Below are 17,456 nucleotides of genomic sequence, written 5' to 3'. Positions count from 1 at the left end.
GCCTACTTCTTGGTGTCCGGCGTGGTGACGCTGGCGGTGGCGCGCATGGTTTCGGCGTTGACCATCCAGGCGTACTGCTCGAACTTGGCAATGAACTCGTGCAGCAGGTCGGCGGTGGTGGGGTCTTCCTCGTCCACCTCGTCGTGCACCTTGCGCATCGTGCCGACGGCAGCCTCGAGCGCGGCGACGATCTTGTCGATCGCGTCCTTGGTGTTGATCAGGCCGGCCGGGAATTCCGCCAGTGCGGTGGACTTGGACACCGTGGAGCTGCGGCCGTCCGGCAGTGCGTGGAGGGCGCGCATGCGCTCGGCCAGGTCGTCGGCAAAGCCGCGGGCTGCCTCGATGATCTCGTCAAGCTGCAGGTGAAGGTCGCGGAAGTTGGTCCCCACGATGTTCCAGTGCGCCTGCTTGCCTTGGACGTGGAGCTCGATCAGGTCCACGAGAACGGCCTGCAGGTTGCTCGTCAGGGTGGGCGTTGCTTTCATGCATCCTCCTTGATAGGAACGGCTTGGCGTTATGCCTCAGACGCTACCCCAAGGAGCAGACGCACGCGATGGTCGCGGCGCAATTTCACGATTAGCTTACTAAGTAACCTTAGTAAGCTTCCCGGAGTCGGCTCAGACGGCCTGGTTCAGCACCGGCCCCTGCGGGAAGATGGCCCGGGTGATCCCCCCGGCCGTGGCCTCGGAAAGCTGGGCGAGGTAGTCGTTCCGGCGGCGCGGCGTGATCCGGGACTGCGGTTCGAAGCCCTGGTCCGGGTCATCCGCGTAATGCGCGGTGAGACCGTCACGCATGAGGCGGATCGCCTCGGCGCGCTGCTGCGACACGGCGGCGTGCGTGGAGCCCAGTTCGGCTGCCAGGTCCTTGACGGTCCGGTCGCCGAAGTAGATCTCCTCGACCACGTAGCGCATCCGCTCCGGCAAGGACTTCACGGCCGCACGGAGGTACTGCAGCCGCTCATCCGCGAGCACCGAGCTTTCCGGGGACAGGGTCTCCGCGGCGAGGGTGTCGACGACGGCGTCGTCGAGCGGCGTGAGGGTGCGCGACGCGTCCGCGAGGGCGGCTTCCACGACGCTTTGCTGGACGCCGAGCGCGGAGGCGATCTCGTCAACGGAGGGCGTGCGTCCGAGAGCCGCCGCCAACGTTTCCTGGACGGACATGGTCTCTTTGATCCGGCGGCGTGCCGAGCGCGTGGCCCAGTCGCTGGCGCGCATCTCATCGGCGAACGCGCCAAGGATGCGGCGGCGCGCGAAGGCGCCGAAGGGCACGCCAAGGTCAGGGTCGAAGGAGTCGGCCGAGGTAATCAGAGCAACGGCGCCAGCCGACGCCAGGTCATCGCGCGAGAGGTGGGACGCCTTCGAGCACAAATCTGAGACGAGATAGCCGACCAGCGGAAGGTGCTGGGTGACCATCTCATTGCGTTCCACGCGATTCAATAGTGTGTCCCCCCATGAGACGGATCAGGAGCTTTAAAACCCTGAGAGCCGCACCCGCAAACGGTCCCGCACTCCCCCCATGGGAGGCGGTGTTCGAAGCTCGGGCGCAGCACCCAGAACGAAACCTATCACCTGATCCGGAATCTGCGTGTACCCTCAGGGAAAAGCTTGGCGGAAAATGCGGGAAGCCGTAATTTGGCCGTGATGGCAGGGGGAATGGGGCCCATGGGTGCAGGGGATCTTTCGGCGGCGCTGTGGCAGGAACGGCGGCAGTTGGAACTGCTCCTGTTCAGGTTGGAAACCCAGCGTCTGCACGTGGCGGCCGGCAACATCCATTGGCTGACCTTCACCGCTTCCGAGGTGGAAGCCGTGCTGGACCGCCTGCGCTTCGAAGCCCTGGCCCGCAATGTCGAGTCCGCGGCGGTGGCGGCCGAATGGGGCTTGCCGGCGCAGGCAACGCTGGTTGAACTGATTGCCGCCGCGCCGCAGGGGTCGTGGCCCACCGTCCTGCAGGAGCATCTGGATGGACTGCGCGACTTGATGGGCCGGCTCGGCGAGGCCGCCCGCGCCAACGAGGAGATGCTCCAAAGCCTGCACCGCCCCGCAGGCCCAAGCGACCCTGCCGGAGTCCTTGAACAGCTGACGGTCGCCGGGAACATTGAGCGGGCCCTCGCCATTACGCGCCGCGCAACCCAGCCGCTGATGGCCAATTACCTCGGCGACGACGCCAACTCGCACTGATTCGACACGCCGGATTAGGCGGCCGGCGCTTCCGACGACGTCGTCCTCCGACGTCGTGTGGTGGCCTGCTTCAGTCGACGGCGGGTCGAGTGGGGCGGCCGGCTTCAGCCGACGGGGCGGCCGCCGGAGGCAGCAGGCCGCGCAGCGCGTCCTCGGTGCCGGGACCGGACTCGGCGCCTGCTTCAGCTGCCGCCAGGTTCGCCGCAGCGATCGCCTCGATTACTTCCCGCCGCTGGATCGGAACGCCGCGGGGCGCCTCGATGCCGATCCGGACGCCGTCCCCGCGCCCTTCCAGAACAGTGATGACGATGCCGTCGCCGATCATGATCTGTTCGCCCGGCTTGCGTGTTAGTACCAGCATTCTCTCAATCTACCCTTCGCGGCCGGACGCTGCGGCCCACGGCGCCGGCCGGGGCGCCGGCCGGCCATCGATCCAGCCCACCGGCAGGCCGAGGGCCTCCACGCTTTCTGGCGTCCCGGTGTCCGCTGCGCCCACCACGGCCACCGCGGCCACCTCGAGCCGGGCCCGCAGCAGGCCCACCCAGCGGGCGGTGTCCTCGTGCTTGCGCCCGGCGTCGACCACAACCCAGAGCTGGTCCGGGGAAAGCGCCGAGATCGCCTGCAGCCGGGCCAGGGTGTTGCGGGCCTTGCCGAGTCCGAAGGCCGCCAGCACCGTCTGCTCCGTCTCCACGGCGTGGGCGCGGGCCGCCGTCGCGCTCTGGCGTCCGTCCAGGTGCAGGTGGCCGTAGGCGCTCAACTCTCCGGCGGTGCGCACGTCCGCGCCGCCGGCGGCGATGGACATGGCCAGGGCGGTGTCCATCGCGTCGTCGCCGAGACCGACCAGCACCACGAGGTCCCCGGTGCCGCTCAGCGGGACCGGCACCGCGGACCGCACCGGCACCGGCGCCAGCGCGGTAGACCGCACGGACGGCGAAGGTGCCGCCTGGTTGTGGGCCGGGGCGCTGCGCTCCCCCACGCCGTTGCCCGGGCGTTCCGCCCGGGCCGGGTCAGGCTGTCCCGCTCCGGCCGACGTCGGCCGGAGCCCGGAGCCGAGCTGGTCCAGCAGTTCGGCGAAGTCCGGCGACCCGGTCGAGACGCCGGGGGCGCCGGTCCGGTGCAGGGTCAGTTCGGCGGCGTCGGCTTCGGCCAGCAGGGCGGCGATCGCGTCGCCCTGCAGCTCGTGGCCGGGGGCCGCGGCAACCCGCGTGCTGCCCGGCGCCTCCGGGCGCCGCGGCGCTTCCCGGACGGTGTTCCGCGGGGCGTCTACCGGTGTGGCGGCGGCCCGCTCCACGATCTCGCCCTCGGACAGGATGTCCGCATCCGGCACGACCTCGCCGGTGACGACGTCGTGCTTGGGCTGGACCTCGACGACGGCCTCGTAGCGGTTCGCTGCGAACAGCCCGGCGATGCCGGGACTGATCACGCGCTCGGCGGAAACGATGCGGGCCGACGGGCCGTACTGGGCCTCGGCCTTGCTGCGGATTTCCTCCAGCGAGGCTCCCTTAAGCCGATAGCGGTTCGGCATGGCGCACGACTCCTACAGTTTCGATCCGGACGTTGGCGGAAGTGACTTCGCGGTACGAAAGCACCGGGACGGACCCGGGCTGGGCTCCGATGAGCCGGTGGATGGCCGGGCGCAGCGCCGGGGCGCAGACCAGGACGGCCTGCCGGTTGGCGGCGGCCGCGGAGTCCACCGCGTTGCGCACCGAGCGAAGCACGGCGTCGAGCCGGTCCTGTCCCATCACGATCTGGCTGCCGCCCTCGGCCGGGCGCATATCCTCCAGCATGGATTGCTCCAGGAGCGGGTCGATCATGATCACGTTGAGCACCGGGCCCTCCATGAACTTGGCGGTCAGCGCCGGACCGAGTGCCTGGCGAGCCGCCTCCACCAGCGACTCCGGGTCGGTGGACACCTTGGCCCGGAGGGTGAGCGCCTCGTAGATGCGGGCCAGGTCGTTGATGGGGACCTGTTCGTCGAGCAGGCCCTGGAGCACGCGTTGCAGCTCGGCGAGCGAGAGCAGCGCGGGGGTCAGTTCGTCGACGGCGGAGGGGCTCTGCTTGCGGACGCCCTCGGTCAGCACCCGGACGTCCTCCCGGGACAGCAGCCGGGCGGCGTTGCCCGTGACGATCGAAGACAGGTGCGTGACCAGCACCGAGACGCGGTCGATCACGGTGGCCCCGGTCATCTCGGCGTTGTGCCGCATCTCGGCCGGAATCCATTTCCCGGCGAGCCCGAAGACCGGCTCAATCATGGCGACGCCCGGGAGCGAGTCCAGCGAGTCGCCGAGGGCCAGCATCTGCCCGCCCGGGGCGGTGCCGCGGCCGGCTTCCACCCCGGCGATCCGGATGGCGTAGGTGGCCGGCGGGAGATCCACGTTGTCCCGGGTGCGGACCGGCGGGATGACCAGGCCCAGTTCCATCGCGATCTTGTGCCGCAATGACCGGACCCGGGCCAGCAGGTCGTCGGACGCGCCGGAGACCATGTCGACAAGGTCGGGGGCCAGCAGGATCTCCACGGGGTGGACGCGCATGTCCTCCAGCAGCTTCTCGTTCGGGTCCAGCTCCGGGGAGTTCAGGGCGGCGGCCTCGGCGTCGCGGGCCTGTTCCGCCTGCTGCTGGCCGGCGGCGGTGCGGCGCGAAGCCAGGATCAGCCCGGCGCCGACCAGGATGAACGGGATGGGCGGCATGCCGGGGATGAGGGCCATGGCGAGGGCGGCCACGCCCGCGATCATCAGGGCGTTGGGTGACTGCAGCAGCTGCGTGGAGGCCGTCCGCCCCATATCCGCCTCCGCGTTGGACCTGGTCACGATCATGCCGGTGGAGACTGCCATCAGCAGCGCCGGGATCTGGGTGACAAGTCCGTCACCCATGGTCAGCAGGCCGTAGGTGTTGAGGGCGTCGCCGATTTCCATGCCGCGCTGCAGCATGCCGATGGCGATGCCGCCAATGAAGTTGATGATGATGATGATGATGCCGGCGATGGCGTCACCCTTGACGAACTTCGAGGCGCCGTCCATGGCGCCGTAGAAGTCGGCCTCGGCCGAGACCTCGGCGCGCCGCTCCCGGGCCTGGGTGTCGGTAATCAGGCCGGCGTTGAGGTCGGCGTCGATCGCCATCTGCTTGCCCGGCATGGCGTCCAGGGTGAACCGCGCCCCCACTTCGGCGACGCGCTCAGCGCCCTTCGTGACCACCACGAACTGGATGACCACCAGGATCAGGAACACGACGGCGCCGATGATCATGGAGCCGCCCACGGTCACCTTGCCGAAGGCCTCAATGACCTGGCCGGCGTAGCCGTTGCCCAGGACCAGACGGGTGGAGGCAACGTTGAGGCCCAGCCGGAACAGCGTGGCCACCAGCAGCAGCGAGGGGAACACGGAGAAGTCGAGCGGCTTCTTCACGAACATGCTGGTCAGCAGCACCAGCAGCGCCAGCAGGATGTTGCACACGATCAGGAAGTCCAGCAGCGGCGCGGGCACGGGAACCACCAGCAGCAGCACGATGCCCACGATGCCGATCGGCACCGCCAGCCGGGCGAGCCTGTTGTTCATGATGCGGTCCTTTCACAGACGCTGGTTCCAAAAGTGTTCCCGAAAGTGTTCCCGAAAATGTTCATAGCGCGGCTCCGGCCATTCGGTGCAGCCCGGCTCCGGCTCCGCGGGCCTTGAGCGACATGACGAAGGCCAGCACCCCGGCCACGGCGTGGTAGAAATCCACCGGGATCTCCTGCCCCAGCTCGCAGGCGCCGTGCAGCGCCCGGGCGAGCGGGATGTCCTGGACCATGGGCACGTTCTTCGCCTCGGCCTCCTGCCTGATCCGCGATGCGACGTGGCCGGCGCCCTTGGCCACCACCCGCGGGGCCGACTTTCCGGGCTCGTACTTCAGCGCGACGGCGACGTGCGTGGGGTTGACGAGGACGACGTCGGCGTCCCCGATCGCCGCGATCATGCGGTTCCGGCTCATGGACAACTGCCGGGCCCGGCGCTGGGAGCGGATCAGCGGATCGCCTTCGCTGCTCTTGTTCTCGTCCTGGACTTCCTTCTTGGACATCCGGGTCTTCTTCCGGTTCCGGCGCATCACCACGAAGAAGTCCACGGCCGCCAGGGCGATGCCGGCGAAGACGGCGAACTGGACCAGGGAGGAGATGCCGCCCCCGGCGGCCGCGACGACGCCGGACACCGGAAGGCCGCCGGCGGTGAGCAGCACCGGTATGAGCCCCTGAACGACCGAATAGAGCACGAGGCCGACGACGGTGGCCTTCAGCAGCGCCTTGACGCCGCCCCAGAGCGCCTGGGTGCCGAAAATGCGCTTCAGCCCGCTGAGCAGTTTGAAGTTCTCGAAGTCCAGGCGGAACTTCTTCAGGTGGATGCCGCCCTGCAGCGCCGAGCCGACGAGGACCACAACGAGCACCACGATCAGCATCGGCCCGAGGACTCCGGCGAGCGAGCCGAGGCCGTCTTCAAGCGCCTTCACGGCCCTTGCCGGGTCCGGCTGCGCCATTACGCCCCGGACGCTGAAGAGCTGGTCGGTGGCCGCGTTGGCCCCGCGCTCCACGGTGGCCGGGATCATCACGGCGGCGGCGCCCACGGCCAGCCACGCGGTGAGGTCCTGCGAGCGCGAGAGCTGGCCCTTGGAGCGGACCTCTCGCATGCGTTTGTCGGTGGCTTGTTCGGTTTTTTCCTGTGAATCCGCCATCAGCCCACCCCCAGCACAGTCTTGGCGGCCTGCCCGGCGAGGGTGGAGACGATCCTGGGCAGGGCCAGGAAGAGGAATCCTGCCAACGAGAGCGTCAGCATGATCTTGAGCGGGAAGCCTAGCGAGAAGGCATTCAGTGCCGGCGCCACCCGGGTCAGCAGGCCGAGCCCGACGTCGGCGAGGAACAGCACCACCAGCAGCGGCCCGGCGATCTGGACGGCGGCGAGGAACATGCCGGTGACCGCGGCGACCATGGCCTGGACCGGCTGGGCCAGGTCAAGGCCGCCGGCCAGCGGCAGGGCGGCGAAGCTTCCGGTCAGGCCCCCGATGACGAGCTGGTAGCCGTCCGAGGAGAACAGCAGGGCAAGCGCCGCCATCTGCAGCAGCCGGGTGAACTGGGCGCCGTTGACCATCATCTGCGGGTCGAAGGCCTGGGCCATCTGGAAGCCGCTGAAGAGGTCGATCAGGCTGCCGGCGGACTGGACCGCCGCGAAGACCAGCATGACCAGGAAGCCCAGGACCAGGCCGGTGACGAGTTCCAGGACCACTCCGGTGAGGAACCCGGCCGTGTCGCGGGCGACGTAGCCGGCGGAGAGCCGCTGCGAGACGGCCAGGCCCAGGCCGACGCCCAGCATGGCTTTGATCCGTCCGGGGAAGGCCTGGTGCGCGAAAGGCGGTGCCACGATCAGGAATGCCGTCATCCGGACGGTGGCCAGCAGGAGGACTTCCAGCCACGTCTGGTCGATCGGGATGCCCACCTCACAAGCCTCCGAGCAGGGAGGGGATCTTGGCGAAGAGGTCGTTGGTGAACGCGACCATCTCCGAGATCATCCAGTGCCCGCAGATCAGCAGCGCCACCGCCACGGCGGCCAGTTTGGGCACGAAGGAGAGGGTGGCTTCCTGGAGTTGGGTGATGGACTGCAGCAGGGAAATCGCCAGGCCCACCACCAGCGCGGTCACCAGCACCGGCGCCGAGAGCTTGGCGGCCACGATCATCGCCTGGAGGCAGATGTCCAGGACGGCGTTGGCGTTCATCCCGAGCCTGCATAACTTTGGATCAGCGAGGTGATGATCAGGCCCCAGCCGTCCACGAGGACGAAGAGCAGGATCTTGAACGGCAGCGAGATCATGACCGGCGGGAGCATCATCATGCCCATCGACATCAGGGCCGCGGAGACGACGAGGTCGATCACGAGGAACGGGATAAAGATGACAAAGCCGATGATGAAGGCGGCCCGGAGTTCGGAAATCATGAAGGCCGGGATGAGCGTCTGCAGCGGCACCGCTTCCGGGGTGGCCGGGTTCTCCATGCCGGCGGCGCGGGTCATCAGCGCGATGTCTTCTTCGCGGGTGTGCGCCAGCATGAAGTGCTGCAGCGGCCCCGAGCCGGCGCTGAGCGCACCGTTGAAATCAAGGGTGCCGTTCAGGTAGGGCTGCACGCCGATGGTGTTCATCTCGTTGATGACCGGCCACATGACAAAGATCGACAGGAAGAGGGCCAGGCCCGCCAGCACCTGGTTGGGCGGGATGGAGGGCAGCGAGAGCGCGTTGCGGGTCATCGCGAGCACCACGAAGATCTTGGTGAACGAGGTCATCATCAGCAGCAGCGCGGGCGCGACGGACAGCAGGGTGATCCCGATCAGGGTCAGGACCGCCGTGGAGGGCTTTCCGTCCATGCCGTTGATCTCAATGTTGACGCTGCCGGTGTCCGGGCTGGCCGGCGGGGTTGGCGGAACCGGCGGCACGGGGGCAGTGGCGTGGCCGGCGGAGGCGTTGAGCCAGAGCAGCAGGACGGCGAAGAGCACTGCGGCGACGCCGAGGGCCAGGAACCTGGCGGGTCGGCTGATGGCGGTGGAGGGGACGCGGGCGGAGCGGGCGGTGGCACGGCGGATCAATTGCGGCGTCCGCTCCTGAGAGCGGCAGCGGCCTGCTTCCAGGTGGAACCGGCCAGAATCGACCCGGCCAGGATTGACCCGCGCATCGGCGGGTGGGCCGCGGCGGGCAGGGTCCCGCGCCCCGGGGTGGTCCGGGCGTGGGATTCGCGGTGGATGGAGCTGCGGCGGGACAGCGGCCGGTCCGGTGCCCCGGGCTCGGCACCGGGCAGGCTGCCGTCCTGGCCGGTGGACCCGGCCTCGTTCAGGGGCGCGGCCGAGGCAGCGGCTCCGGCTCCGACTCCCGCGCTGGCGAGGATCTGCGCGAAGGCGCCGGCGGCACCGCCGCGGCGGGGCTCTGGAGCCAGGTCTTCGATGGCCTCTTCCGGGATGTCTCCGGCGTGCAGGACATTGACGGCGTGGTCGGTGACGCCGAGCAGGAAGCGCTGGCCACCGGCGTCGACCACCACCACGGAGGCCCGCTGGCCGACGCTTTGGCGGCTGACAACGCTCAGGGCGGCGTCAGCCCGGCGTCGTCCCGTGCCTTTGCCGAGACGGCGCTGCAGCAGCCAGATCAGTCCAAGCACCGCGCCCAGGGCTACGGCTACCCGCAGCCCGAGGATCAGCGAGTCCATTCAGCTAAGCCCCTCGGCCACGTCGAGGATCCGGGTGATCCGCACGGCATAGTCCTGGTCCAGGACCACGACCTCGCCGTGGGCGATCAGCCGTCCGTTGAGCAGGACGTCGGCCGGGGCGCCCGCGGAACGGTCCAGTTCGATGATCTTGCCCGGTTCGAGCGAGAGCACGTCGCGGACGGACATGCGGGTGCGGCCGATCTCCACGGTCAGGGCCATCTCGATGTTGTTGATGCGGCCCAGCCGGCCGGCCACCGTGTCGCCGCCGCCGAAGAGGTCGCCGGCGCGGTCCTGGCTGGCGCCGTGTTCGCGCAGCCGGACCGCGAACCATGCCGCCGGGCTGGTGCCATCGGAGAGTTCGAAGACGGCAGTATCCGGGTCCGAAAGCAGCCCGGAAGCGTCGGACTCGCGCAGGTCGGAGAGCACGCCGGCGCCGAAGACCGAGCTTGCGCTTTCCATCGCCGGGCGGAGGACGTCGGTGACGGAGACGACGCCGGGCTGGCCGCCGGCCATGCCCCCGGCCGCCTCGTCCAGGAAGGTGCGGTCGCTGAGCATGAGGGCGAGGTCTGCGGTCACGGAGCCGACGAAGGTCGCGGTGACGGCCTGGCGGGCGTAGGGGGCTGCGGCGCGGGCCGGGACCAGCGCGACAACCTTCAGTGCTACCGGGCTCGGCAGCTCCTCAACGAGCCGTTCCGCCGACGATTCATGCTTGGTCAGGGTGATGCTCATTGGTTATTCTCCTCGATTGTGACAATGACGGCAGCGGCCCGGGACCCGTTGCGAGCCGGGGCGGCGGTGGCCAGCCTCGTGCCGTCCAGGGTGAGGTCGAACGGCCGGTTTTCCAGGTGCGGGAGGGTCAGGACGTCCCCCACCGCGAGGCCCAGCACCTGGCTGGGGGTGACGTACGAGGTCGAGAGCCGCACCGAGAGTTCCACCGGGACGCGCTCCAGTTGCGCACTGACGCGGGCCGCCGCGTTGCCGCGGTCGTCCGTCGGGTTGACCTTCTTCAGCCGGCCCAGCAGGATCCCCGCCGGCACCGCCAGGGTGGCCGGGGCACTGATGTTGCCGACGTTGATCGTGAAGGCGGCGACAATCATGAGTTCGCTGGGTGCTGCGGCCTGGGCGAACTGGGAGTTGTACTGCACGGTGTCCACCCGGATGGTTTCGCTCAACAGCGGCCCGAGCGAGTAGCCGAGGTCCTCGAGGGCCTCGTCCATGAGTCCCTTGACCAGGGCCTGTTCAATCTGCGTGAACTTCCGGTCCGGCATCACCGTGTCATTCGAGGCGCCCAGCATCCGGTTGATCCAGCCCAGGGCCGACGGGGCGGGGAACTGCACCACCAACTTGGAATCGTGCGACTCCACGGTGCACAGCACCATGGCGGTCACGGCCGGCAGGGAGGCGGCGTACTCGTCGTAGCTCTGCATGCCGACGTCTTCGAGCCGCACCACGGACTTCACGCGGACCTTGGCGGTCAACTGGGTTCCCCACTGGCGGGCGAACGTCTCGAAGGCGAGTTCCAGGACGCGGCTGTGCTCACGCGCCAGCGTCGCGGGACGCCGGAAGTCATAGACGCTGACGGTCCGCTCCCGTACCACTTCCCGCTCATCCAGAACACTCACGGTTGCCACTATCGGCAAGGGATCCGCCGTCGTAAGCAGTCTGCCGCGGGCAATAAATGGGGCAATACGCAGCAGGCGAAAAAGCCGCTATCTCTGGCTGAGCTTCAACGCCTCGGGAATGAGGGCCCGGACGACGTCGGGCTTGTCGGAGATCACCACGATGTCCACCCGCCGGTTTCGCTCCATCAGCGCAGGCGTGGAATCGTCGTTGACCTGCCGGGCCGAGCCGAAAGCGACGGCCCCGATCCGTTGCTGCGGGATCCCGCCGCGGTCCACCATGTAGCGCAGCACGTTGACAGCACGTGCCGAGGACAGCTCCCAGGTGGACGGGTACGCAGTGATGCCCTTCGCCGCGTGGCCTTCCACCATGATCTCCAGCGCCGCAGAACGAAGGATGGGCGAGATGATGTGCAGCACCTGGGACGCGCGGTTGGTGAGCTCGGGACGGTCAGGGGCGAAGAAGGCCTGGGAGCCGATGAGCTTGACCGTCAGTCCGCGCTGGTCGATTTGGAACTCGACGTTCTGGCTCAGCCCGGCGGCGGCCAGGCCAGCTTTCATCTTTTTCTCGAGGGCGCGCAGCCGGTCCACTTCCTTCTTGGCGGCGGCCAGGGCCTCGTCTTTCGCTTTCTTGTTGTCCGACTGGACGGCTGCGAAGGCCTCCAGGTCCTTGTTGACAAATTCGGGCGGGACCACCGTTCCGGACGCGGTGTCCACGGTTTCCGAGGCCACTGCGCCGAAGCCGGTGGCGAGCGAATTGCGCAGTTTCTCGAACTTGTTCGCGTCGACCGTGGACATGGCATAGAGGACGATGAAGAGGCACATGAGCACCGTGACCATGTCCATGTAGGAAGCCATCCAGCGTTCGTCGACGTGGTGCGCTTCGGGCTTCTTGCGGGGCCGCCGGCGTCCGCTCACGCTGCGGTGTCCATCGACTCCACTGTGCCGTCTCCGCTCGGCGCCTTGCGGCCCTTGTCGGCGCTCTTGAGCTGGTGCTCGGGAACCATGGACCGGAGCCGTTCGGCCAGCAGCAGCGGCTGGGCGCCGCCCTGCACGGCGAGCATGCCTTCCATCACGAGCGTCATACGTTCGATGTCCAGCTCCGAGAGCCGGGCCAGGCGCGAACTGAACGGCAGCCAGATGAAGTTGGCCGAGAGCAGGCCCCACAGGGTCGCGACAAAGGCGGCGGCAATCATGTGCCCCAGCTCATCCGGCTTGGAGAGGTTTTCCAAGACGTGGGTGAGGGAGACAACAGTTCCGACGATCCCGACCGTCGGGGCGTAACCGCCGAGGCTGGCGAAGAACTTCGAGGAGGCGTGGTCGCTGCGGGACTTCGTGTCAATCTCGTCCTCCATCTGCAGCCGGAGGTCCTCGGCGTCGGTGCCGTCGGCGATGTTCTGCAGGGCACGGGCCAGGAACGGATCCTTGACGCTCGCCGCCTCTTCCTCGAGGGAGAGCAGGCCCTCGGCGCGCGCCTTTTCCGCGAAGCGCACCATCTGGTCGATGCTTTCCTGGGGCTTCGACGTCTTTCCCATGAACATTGCCGGCACGGCCTTGAACGCCTGAATGACGTCCTTCAGGGTGTTGCCCGCCAGCCCGATGGCTAGGGTCGCTCCGAAGACCAGGACCAGGGGCCCGGGCAGCAGCAGGGCGGTGATGCTGCCGCCTTCAATGACCACCATGGTGACGACGGAACCAAACGCGAGGAGCAGTCCAATGATTGTTGCGGGATCCATGGCTTACTTCCTTGGTGGTTCAGGTGCGGAGGGGCCGGCGTCGTCCTCCGGCCCGGCAGGCGGGACCAGGCTCAGCGGGAAGCCGGTCACCGCGGGAAAGTCCCGGGCCTTGCTCAGGACGTAGGCACGGTAGTCGGCAATCAGTTCCACCACCTCGGCGAGGCTTTCGAGCACGACGTAGGCGGCGCCGTCGAGCGTGACCAGGTGGGTGTCCGGGCTCTCGTGGATCCGTTCAATCAGGTCCGGATTGACCGCGAAGCGCGTTCCGTTGAGGCGAGTGACAACGATCATGGGCCGATTCTCTGGGGACTGCCCGGCTGGTCGGCCGGACGGCGGGATGGGGTGTTCTCCCCTTACTGTCGGCCGACCGCACGCTTTCGTTAGGCGCCGGCGCTCCCCCGGTTCCTCTCTCACTTATGGGTGCTCAGACCCGGGTTTAGCCGCCATAAGTGAGAGAGCAACGCGGGCGTGTGGATAACCTGAGCGGCGTCGGTGCGGTTACGGCCACAATGGTCCGCATGCGAGCGCCCGCCCCTTTGCCCGTCCACTTGTCGGCTGCCCCGTTCACGGTGTACGAGGCGCGGGCGGCCAGCCTCGGCAGGACACGGCTGCGCGCCTTGGACCTGACCTCGGCGGGCCGCCTGATCTACCTGCCCGGGGGCTGGGATTTTGAGCTGCGGGGCTTGGCGCGGGCTCTCTCAGCCGCGACGCCGGGTGGCTGGATTTCGCACCTGAGCGCCGCGGTCATTCACGGCCTGTGGCTTCCGTCGTGGTTTCGCGGATGCCGGGAACTGCACCTCAGCAAACCCCGCTCGCTGCCCGCGGTCCGGCGCGAAGGAGTGGTGGGGCATAGAGTGCTGGTGTTCCCGGAGGAGGTCATGGCGCTGGACGGCATGGCCATCTCGACGCCGGCACGGACTTGGCTTGACCTGGCCCGCCGGTTGCCCCTGGGGGATCTCGTGGCGATCGGCGACCAGTTGGTGCGCCAGCCGCGGAGGGGTTTGGAGATGCGCACCACGGCATGGGCCACGCCGGACGAGCTTCGGGCCATGCTGCGGCGCCACCCGAAGATCCAAGGGATAGTGAAGGCCCGGCAGGCGGTGGAGCTGGTCCGCGCTGGGGCCGACTCCGCGCCGGAGACATTCCTGCGGCTGGCCCTGACTGCCGCCGGGCTTCCCGAGCCGGAGTTGCAGCTGAAGCTGGTACCGGAGGACCCATACTCTCCGCCCGCAGACCTTGGTTATCGCAAGCAGCGCATAGCCATGCAATACGACGGCGCCCATCACCGCACGCCCGCACAGCAGTCCCGGGACAATCACCGGGACGAGGTGTTCAACGCAGCAGGCTGGCGCTACTTCAAGTTCAATGCCGATGACCTGGCCAACGATTTCCGGGCCGCCGTGCGTAAAGTCAGTCTCGCTCTGCGCAGCGCTTGAGCCGGCAGCCCTCACGGCCGGCTACCTACGGATCCCCCGCTCTGAAGTTGCTCTCTCACTTACGGCGGCTATGACCGGCTCTTGCCAGCCATAAGTGAGAGAGCAACATTGGTGCGCCGCGGACGGCGGGCACTGCAGGTTAGCGCTTGAGGTTGCCCAGTTCCTGCAGGACCTCGTCGGAGGTGGTGATGATCCGGGCGTTCGCTTGGAAGCCGCGTTGAGCGACAATCAGGTTGGTGAACTCCTGCGACAGGTCCACGTTGGACATCTCCAGCGAGCCGCCGGCCAGGGTGCCGATACCGGCGTCGCCCGCGGCGCCCAGCAGGACGTTGCCGGAGTTGGCGGTGGCGACGTAGGACGAGCCGCCGGCCTTCTCCAGGCCCGCCGGGTTGGTGAACTTGGCCAGAGCGATCTTGGCCAGGACCTGCTTGACGCCGTTGCTGAAGGACCCGATCAGCGAGCCGTCGTTGCCCAGGGTGAAGGACTCAAGCTTGCCCACCGGCGCTCCGTTCTGGCCGGCGACGGTCAGCGAGCTCATGCCGGCAAAGGCGGAAACCTGCGATAGATCGACGTCGATGCCGCCGAGTGCCAGCGTGGAGCCGGACGTGAGCTTGCCGTTGGCGAAGGTCATGGTCATCGAACCGGTGGTAGCACCGTCAACCCCCTCCACGTTCCAGCTGTTGCCGCCGTTGGGGGTGAACTTCAAGCTGATGTCGCGGGCGGCGCCGGTGGCATCGTAGACCTTGACCACACGCTGCAGCGGAGCATCCGTCACAAGGGCTTCACCGGGGAGGTTCCCATCCATCGTGACCTTGGACGTGGGAGTCGCGATCATGGTGTTGGGGTTGAGCGTGATGTCGCCAATCGCGCCGGCCTGGTTAACCACGCCGTTCTGGGCGGTCCAACCCTGCAGGATGCCGCCGTCCGGGCTGACCAGCTGGCTGGCGGCGTCGAACGTCATGGATCCCGCACGGGTGAACAGCTGCTGGCCGCCCTTGCTCGTAACGAAGAAGCCGTCGCCGGAGATCATCATGTCCGTGGCACGGCCGGTGCTCTGCGAGGAGCCCTGGGCGAAGTTGGTGCTCACGCCGGCGACGCGGACGCCGAGGCCGATCTGGGCCGGGTTGCTGCCGCCGGACTCCCCCTGCGGCGCGGACGCGCCCTGGGTCATCTGCGAGAGGGTGTCCTGGAACTGCGTGGAGGACGCCTTGAAGCCGGCCGTGTTGACGTTGGCGATGTTGTTGCCGGTGACATCCAGCATGGTCTGGTGAGCACGAAGGCCGGAGATTCCGGAGTACAGCGAGCGGAGCATGGGAACTGCCTTTCTACGGGAGGAAACTGGTCAGGAAGCGGCCGGCGCGGTAAGGCCGGTGATGGAGTCGAGGGGGATGGAGAGATCGCCGACCTTGACGGTCGGTACTGCGTTGGCGAAGGAAACCGAGCTGGCGATTCCGGTGCCGGTGGTGCCGTCGGCGAGTTTGTAGTCAACCGAGTGGCCGATCAGCTGTGATGCTGCCGAGCGCATCTGGAGGGAAAATCCCTCCTTGCTGTTGGAAGTCAGTTCGGTCATTTTTTCCATCATGGAGAGCTGGATGGTCTGCGCCATCATCTGGTTGGTATCCATGGGGGCGCTGGGGTTCTGGTTCTTGAGCTGGGCCACGAGGAGGGACATGAACACGTTGGCGTCCATGGACTGCACGGGGGCCCGGACGGCGGCAGCCTGCGGGGTCGTCCCCGCGGCCGTGATCGGCTGGGGGGCGATGGGCTGGATGGTCATGGGTCGGGTTCCTTCGTGTCAGACGAGAATGTCGAGGGTGGTTTGGGGGCCGTTCAGGATCCTGGTGCTGCGCAGCGAGGCTTCGTCCGCCAGCTGGTCCCAGCGGTGTCCGGGCCGCGGTTCCCCGCGTCCGTCCGGGCCGCCGCTCCCGGCGCCGTTCCGGGCACCGGCACCGCCGCTGTCGGCGTGGCCTGCGTCCCGTGCGGAGGCGTCCTGTCCCCCACCGGACGGGCCGCTGTAGTCGGAAACGTCCAGGCTCGCGCCGAATCCTGAGTCCGCGAGCTCCTTGCGGAGGTCCGGCAGGATTGCCCGCAACGCCTCGCGGCCGGTGTCCGCGGGGGCGAAGAGTTCGATCCGGACGCCGGCGCCGTCGATGTGGGCCCGCACGGTCAGCGGTCCCAGGTCCTCCGGGCTGAGCTTTAGGGTCATGACGTGCTGGCCGTGCGGCGCCCCGGCGAGGGTGAAGAGCGGCTTGGCCAGCTGGGGCTGGAGTGCCGGCTGGGGCGAGGCAGCCGGTGCCGGGGAGGCCGCGGCGGCCGTTCCGGCGCTGGGCGTCGCAGGCCCGGAGGCCGGGCCGGGTGCGGCCAGGGCCGCCGCGCCGGCCGCCACTACACCGTCGGCCGGGACGGCGGCCAGCGGGACGGCGTCCGGGGCCGGACGCGTGGGGCCGGCGAGTTTGTTCACGCCGACGACGCCGGACGTCACGACGTCGGCGGGCGTTGCGGTCGGCGCGCCGGACCCGTTGAAAGTCGCCGATGTGGCGGGCAGGGGGACGGCGGGCGAGGGCACTCGGGGGGTCGCAGCCGGGCCGGCCTTCCCGCCGGCCGGCGTCGTTGCCGCGTCGGGGGCGGAGGACGCTGCCTGAACTCCGGCCGGCACCGGAGCGAAAGCCGCCGACGCCGCAGGCGGAATCGACGCGACAGCCACCGGAGCCGCCGTCGTGGGCGCAGTCTGCACGGCAGGGGCGCTTGAGGAGCCAGCAAGGGCGGAGGGTGGAAGGTTCGAACCGACGGAGGCCCCGGCAGGGGTGGCTGCCGGGCCGGTCACCGCCTCCGCTGAAAGTGCACTTGCGGGAGTAGCGCCGGCGTCGCGATTCGCGGCCATGCTGCCCACGGCACCGGAATTGATCCAGCCCACAGCGGCCATGGTGTTGGAGGTGGAATCGGAAGCCGACGCCAGATCCGCCGTCGACGCGTCGGACGGTGCCGGCACGGTGCCCAATCCCTGGTTCGCGTCCGTCGTCGTCTCAGCATCGGGCGAGGTCGCCGGGACCGGATTCGCTGCAGATACAGGTACGGAAGGCACCGAACCTGAGGGAGCGTCAGGGGTGGGAGGCACCAAACCCGAGGAAGCGTCCGGGGTGGGAGGCACCAAACCCGAGGCAGCGTTGGGTACGGGAGGCACCAAACCTGAGGCAGCGTTCGGAACAGACGGCACCAAACCTGAGGCAGCGTCCGGAACAGACGGCACCAAACCTGAGGCAGCGTCCGGAACAGACGGCACCAAACCT

At 68.5% G+C, this 17,456-nt stretch carries 21 protein-coding genes; 3 read left to right on the top strand and 18 right to left on the bottom strand.

Annotated features, from left to right (window positions below; all coding sequences use genetic code 11):
* Nucleotides 1–2: 2 nt before the first annotated feature.
* Nucleotides 3–485, bottom strand: coding sequence for a Dps family protein (locus tag HNO80_RS06370; protein WP_175322002.1), 483 nt, complete (start codon nucleotides 483–485; stop codon nucleotides 3–5).
* 132 nt (nucleotides 486–617) lie between these two features.
* Nucleotides 618–1,436 carry a sigma-70 family RNA polymerase sigma factor gene (locus HNO80_RS06365; RefSeq protein WP_175322001.1) on the bottom strand — a complete coding sequence of 273 codons (819 nt, stop codon included), beginning with the start codon at nucleotides 1,434–1,436 and terminating at the stop codon, nucleotides 618–620.
* A 225-nt stretch (nucleotides 1,437–1,661) separates the two neighbouring features.
* On the opposite strand from HNO80_RS06365, the gene flgN reads away from it, so the two are divergent.
* On the top strand, nucleotides 1,662–2,177 hold the full coding sequence (gene flgN, locus HNO80_RS06360) for a flagellar export chaperone FlgN (RefSeq protein ID WP_175322000.1): 516 nt from the start codon (nucleotides 1,662–1,664) through the stop codon (nucleotides 2,175–2,177).
* Between the two features lie 70 nt (nucleotides 2,178–2,247).
* Here the strand turns inward: flgN and HNO80_RS06355 are convergent, their stop codons facing one another.
* From HNO80_RS06355 to HNO80_RS06295, 13 genes are all read right to left on the bottom strand, one after another.
* A complete protein-coding gene (locus HNO80_RS06355; protein ID WP_175321999.1) occupies nucleotides 2,248–2,538 on the bottom strand; it encodes a carbon storage regulator in 291 nt (96 codons plus the stop codon).
* Nucleotides 2,539–2,547: 9 nt separating this feature from the next.
* Nucleotides 2,548–3,702: a hypothetical protein gene (locus tag HNO80_RS06350; RefSeq protein WP_175321998.1), complete on the bottom strand. Its 1,155-nt coding sequence runs from the start codon at nucleotides 3,700–3,702 to the stop codon at nucleotides 2,548–2,550.
* Complete coding sequence (locus tag HNO80_RS06345) at nucleotides 3,680–5,728, bottom strand: flagellar biosynthesis protein FlhA (RefSeq protein ID WP_175321997.1); 2,049 nt, start codon at nucleotides 5,726–5,728, stop codon at nucleotides 3,680–3,682. Before HNO80_RS06345 ends, HNO80_RS06350 begins: the two co-directional genes overlap by 23 nt.
* Before the next feature lie 61 nt (nucleotides 5,729–5,789).
* Complete coding sequence (locus HNO80_RS06340) at nucleotides 5,790–6,872, bottom strand: EscU/YscU/HrcU family type III secretion system export apparatus switch protein (protein ID WP_175321996.1); 1,083 nt, start codon at nucleotides 6,870–6,872, stop codon at nucleotides 5,790–5,792.
* On the bottom strand, nucleotides 6,872–7,630 hold the full coding sequence (locus HNO80_RS06335) for a flagellar biosynthetic protein FliR (protein ID WP_175321995.1): 759 nt from the start codon (nucleotides 7,628–7,630) through the stop codon (nucleotides 6,872–6,874). Before HNO80_RS06335 ends, HNO80_RS06340 begins: the two co-directional genes overlap by 1 nt.
* A 1-nt stretch (nucleotide 7,631) precedes the next feature.
* Nucleotides 7,632–7,907, bottom strand: a complete 276-nt coding sequence (fliQ, locus tag HNO80_RS06330) for a flagellar biosynthesis protein FliQ (protein WP_175321994.1) — start codon at nucleotides 7,905–7,907, stop codon at nucleotides 7,632–7,634.
* Nucleotides 7,904–8,764: a flagellar type III secretion system pore protein FliP gene (gene fliP, locus HNO80_RS06325; RefSeq protein WP_502707827.1), complete on the bottom strand. Its 861-nt coding sequence runs from the start codon at nucleotides 8,762–8,764 to the stop codon at nucleotides 7,904–7,906. Before fliP ends, fliQ begins: the two co-directional genes overlap by 4 nt.
* Nucleotides 8,764–9,378: a flagellar biosynthetic protein FliO gene (fliO, locus tag HNO80_RS06320; protein WP_175321993.1), complete on the bottom strand. Its 615-nt coding sequence runs from the start codon at nucleotides 9,376–9,378 to the stop codon at nucleotides 8,764–8,766. Before fliO ends, fliP begins: the two co-directional genes overlap by 1 nt.
* A complete protein-coding gene (gene fliN / locus HNO80_RS06315) occupies nucleotides 9,379–10,107 on the bottom strand; it encodes a flagellar motor switch protein FliN (protein ID WP_175321992.1) in 729 nt (242 codons plus the stop codon).
* A complete protein-coding gene (locus HNO80_RS06310) occupies nucleotides 10,104–11,000 on the bottom strand; it encodes a flagellar motor switch protein FliM (RefSeq protein WP_349627247.1) in 897 nt (298 codons plus the stop codon). Before HNO80_RS06310 ends, fliN begins: the two co-directional genes overlap by 4 nt.
* 87 nt (nucleotides 11,001–11,087) lie before the next feature.
* Nucleotides 11,088–11,915, bottom strand: coding sequence for an OmpA/MotB family protein (locus tag HNO80_RS06305; protein ID WP_175321991.1), 828 nt, complete (start codon nucleotides 11,913–11,915; stop codon nucleotides 11,088–11,090).
* Entirely contained in the window at nucleotides 11,912–12,733 is an 822-nt protein-coding gene (locus HNO80_RS06300) for a motility protein A (protein ID WP_175321990.1), read from the bottom strand. The genes HNO80_RS06305 and HNO80_RS06300 overlap by 4 nt, the downstream gene beginning before the upstream one ends.
* 3 nt (nucleotides 12,734–12,736) lie before the next feature.
* On the bottom strand, nucleotides 12,737–13,024 hold the full coding sequence (locus HNO80_RS06295) for a flagellar FlbD family protein (protein ID WP_175321989.1): 288 nt from the start codon (nucleotides 13,022–13,024) through the stop codon (nucleotides 12,737–12,739).
* Nucleotides 13,025–13,251: 227 nt separating this feature from the next.
* On the opposite strand from HNO80_RS06295, the gene HNO80_RS06290 reads away from it, so the two are divergent.
* Nucleotides 13,252–14,169 (top strand): DUF559 domain-containing protein, encoded by a 918-nt coding sequence (locus tag HNO80_RS06290; protein WP_175321988.1) that lies wholly within the window; start codon nucleotides 13,252–13,254, stop codon nucleotides 14,167–14,169.
* Between the two features lie 139 nt (nucleotides 14,170–14,308).
* Here HNO80_RS06290 and HNO80_RS06285 read toward each other — a convergent pair whose 3' ends face one another.
* From HNO80_RS06285 to HNO80_RS18065, 3 genes are read right to left on the bottom strand one after another with little or no spacing between them, the layout of a single operon-like run.
* Nucleotides 14,309–15,481, bottom strand: coding sequence for a flagellar hook protein FlgE (locus tag HNO80_RS06285; RefSeq protein WP_175321987.1), 1,173 nt, complete (start codon nucleotides 15,479–15,481; stop codon nucleotides 14,309–14,311).
* 30 nt (nucleotides 15,482–15,511) lie between these two features.
* Entirely contained in the window at nucleotides 15,512–15,946 is a 435-nt protein-coding gene (locus HNO80_RS06280) for a flagellar hook assembly protein FlgD (RefSeq protein ID WP_175321986.1), read from the bottom strand.
* Nucleotides 15,947–15,964: 18 nt separating this feature from the next.
* The gene (locus HNO80_RS18065; RefSeq protein ID WP_217500667.1) at nucleotides 15,965–16,903 is read right to left on the bottom strand and encodes a flagellar hook-length control protein FliK; all 939 of its coding nucleotides are present in this window, start codon (nucleotides 16,901–16,903) and stop codon (nucleotides 15,965–15,967) included.
* Nucleotides 16,904–17,048: 145 nt separating this feature from the next.
* On the opposite strand from HNO80_RS18065, the gene HNO80_RS17770 reads away from it, so the two are divergent.
* On the top strand, nucleotides 17,049–17,456 hold a 408-nt coding region (locus HNO80_RS17770), incomplete at its 3' end, for a hypothetical protein (RefSeq protein ID WP_217500666.1).

Source organism: Arthrobacter sp. C9C5 (genome assembly GCF_013359735.1).
Lineage (GTDB): Bacteria > Actinomycetota > Actinomycetes > Actinomycetales > Micrococcaceae > Arthrobacter.
This window is presented reverse-complemented; position numbering and strand designations above follow the sequence as displayed.

Excerpts from the sequence above, each read along its gene's own strand:
- HNO80_RS06370 (WP_175322002.1), bottom strand. The coding sequence starts at position 485 with ATGAAAGCAACGCCCACCCTGACGAGCAACCTGCAGGCCGTTCTCGTG.
- flgN (WP_175322000.1), top strand. The coding sequence starts at position 1,662 with ATGGGTGCAGGGGATCTTTCGGCGGCGCTGTGGCAGGAACGGCGGCAG.
- HNO80_RS06355 (WP_175321999.1), bottom strand. The coding sequence starts at position 2,538 with ATGCTGGTACTAACACGCAAGCCGGGCGAACAGATCATGATCGGCGAC.
- HNO80_RS06350 (WP_175321998.1), bottom strand. The coding sequence starts at position 3,702 with ATGCCGAACCGCTATCGGCTTAAGGGAGCCTCGCTGGAGGAAATCCGC.
- HNO80_RS06345 (WP_175321997.1), bottom strand. The coding sequence starts at position 5,728 with ATGAACAACAGGCTCGCCCGGCTGGCGGTGCCGATCGGCATCGTGGGC.
- HNO80_RS06340 (WP_175321996.1), bottom strand. The coding sequence starts at position 6,872 with ATGGCGGATTCACAGGAAAAAACCGAACAAGCCACCGACAAACGCATG.
- fliQ (WP_175321994.1), bottom strand. The coding sequence starts at position 7,907 with ATGAACGCCAACGCCGTCCTGGACATCTGCCTCCAGGCGATGATCGTG.
- fliO (WP_175321993.1), bottom strand. The coding sequence starts at position 9,378 with ATGGACTCGCTGATCCTCGGGCTGCGGGTAGCCGTAGCCCTGGGCGCG.
- fliN (WP_175321992.1), bottom strand. The coding sequence starts at position 10,107 with ATGAGCATCACCCTGACCAAGCATGAATCGTCGGCGGAACGGCTCGTT.
- HNO80_RS06300 (WP_175321990.1), bottom strand. The coding sequence starts at position 12,733 with ATGGATCCCGCAACAATCATTGGACTGCTCCTCGCGTTTGGTTCCGTC.
- HNO80_RS06295 (WP_175321989.1), bottom strand. The coding sequence starts at position 13,024 with ATGATCGTTGTCACTCGCCTCAACGGAACGCGCTTCGCGGTCAATCCG.
- HNO80_RS06290 (WP_175321988.1), top strand. The coding sequence starts at position 13,252 with ATGCGAGCGCCCGCCCCTTTGCCCGTCCACTTGTCGGCTGCCCCGTTC.
- HNO80_RS06285 (WP_175321987.1), bottom strand. The coding sequence starts at position 15,481 with ATGCTCCGCTCGCTGTACTCCGGAATCTCCGGCCTTCGTGCTCACCAG.
- HNO80_RS06280 (WP_175321986.1), bottom strand. The coding sequence starts at position 15,946 with ATGACCATCCAGCCCATCGCCCCCCAGCCGATCACGGCCGCGGGGACG.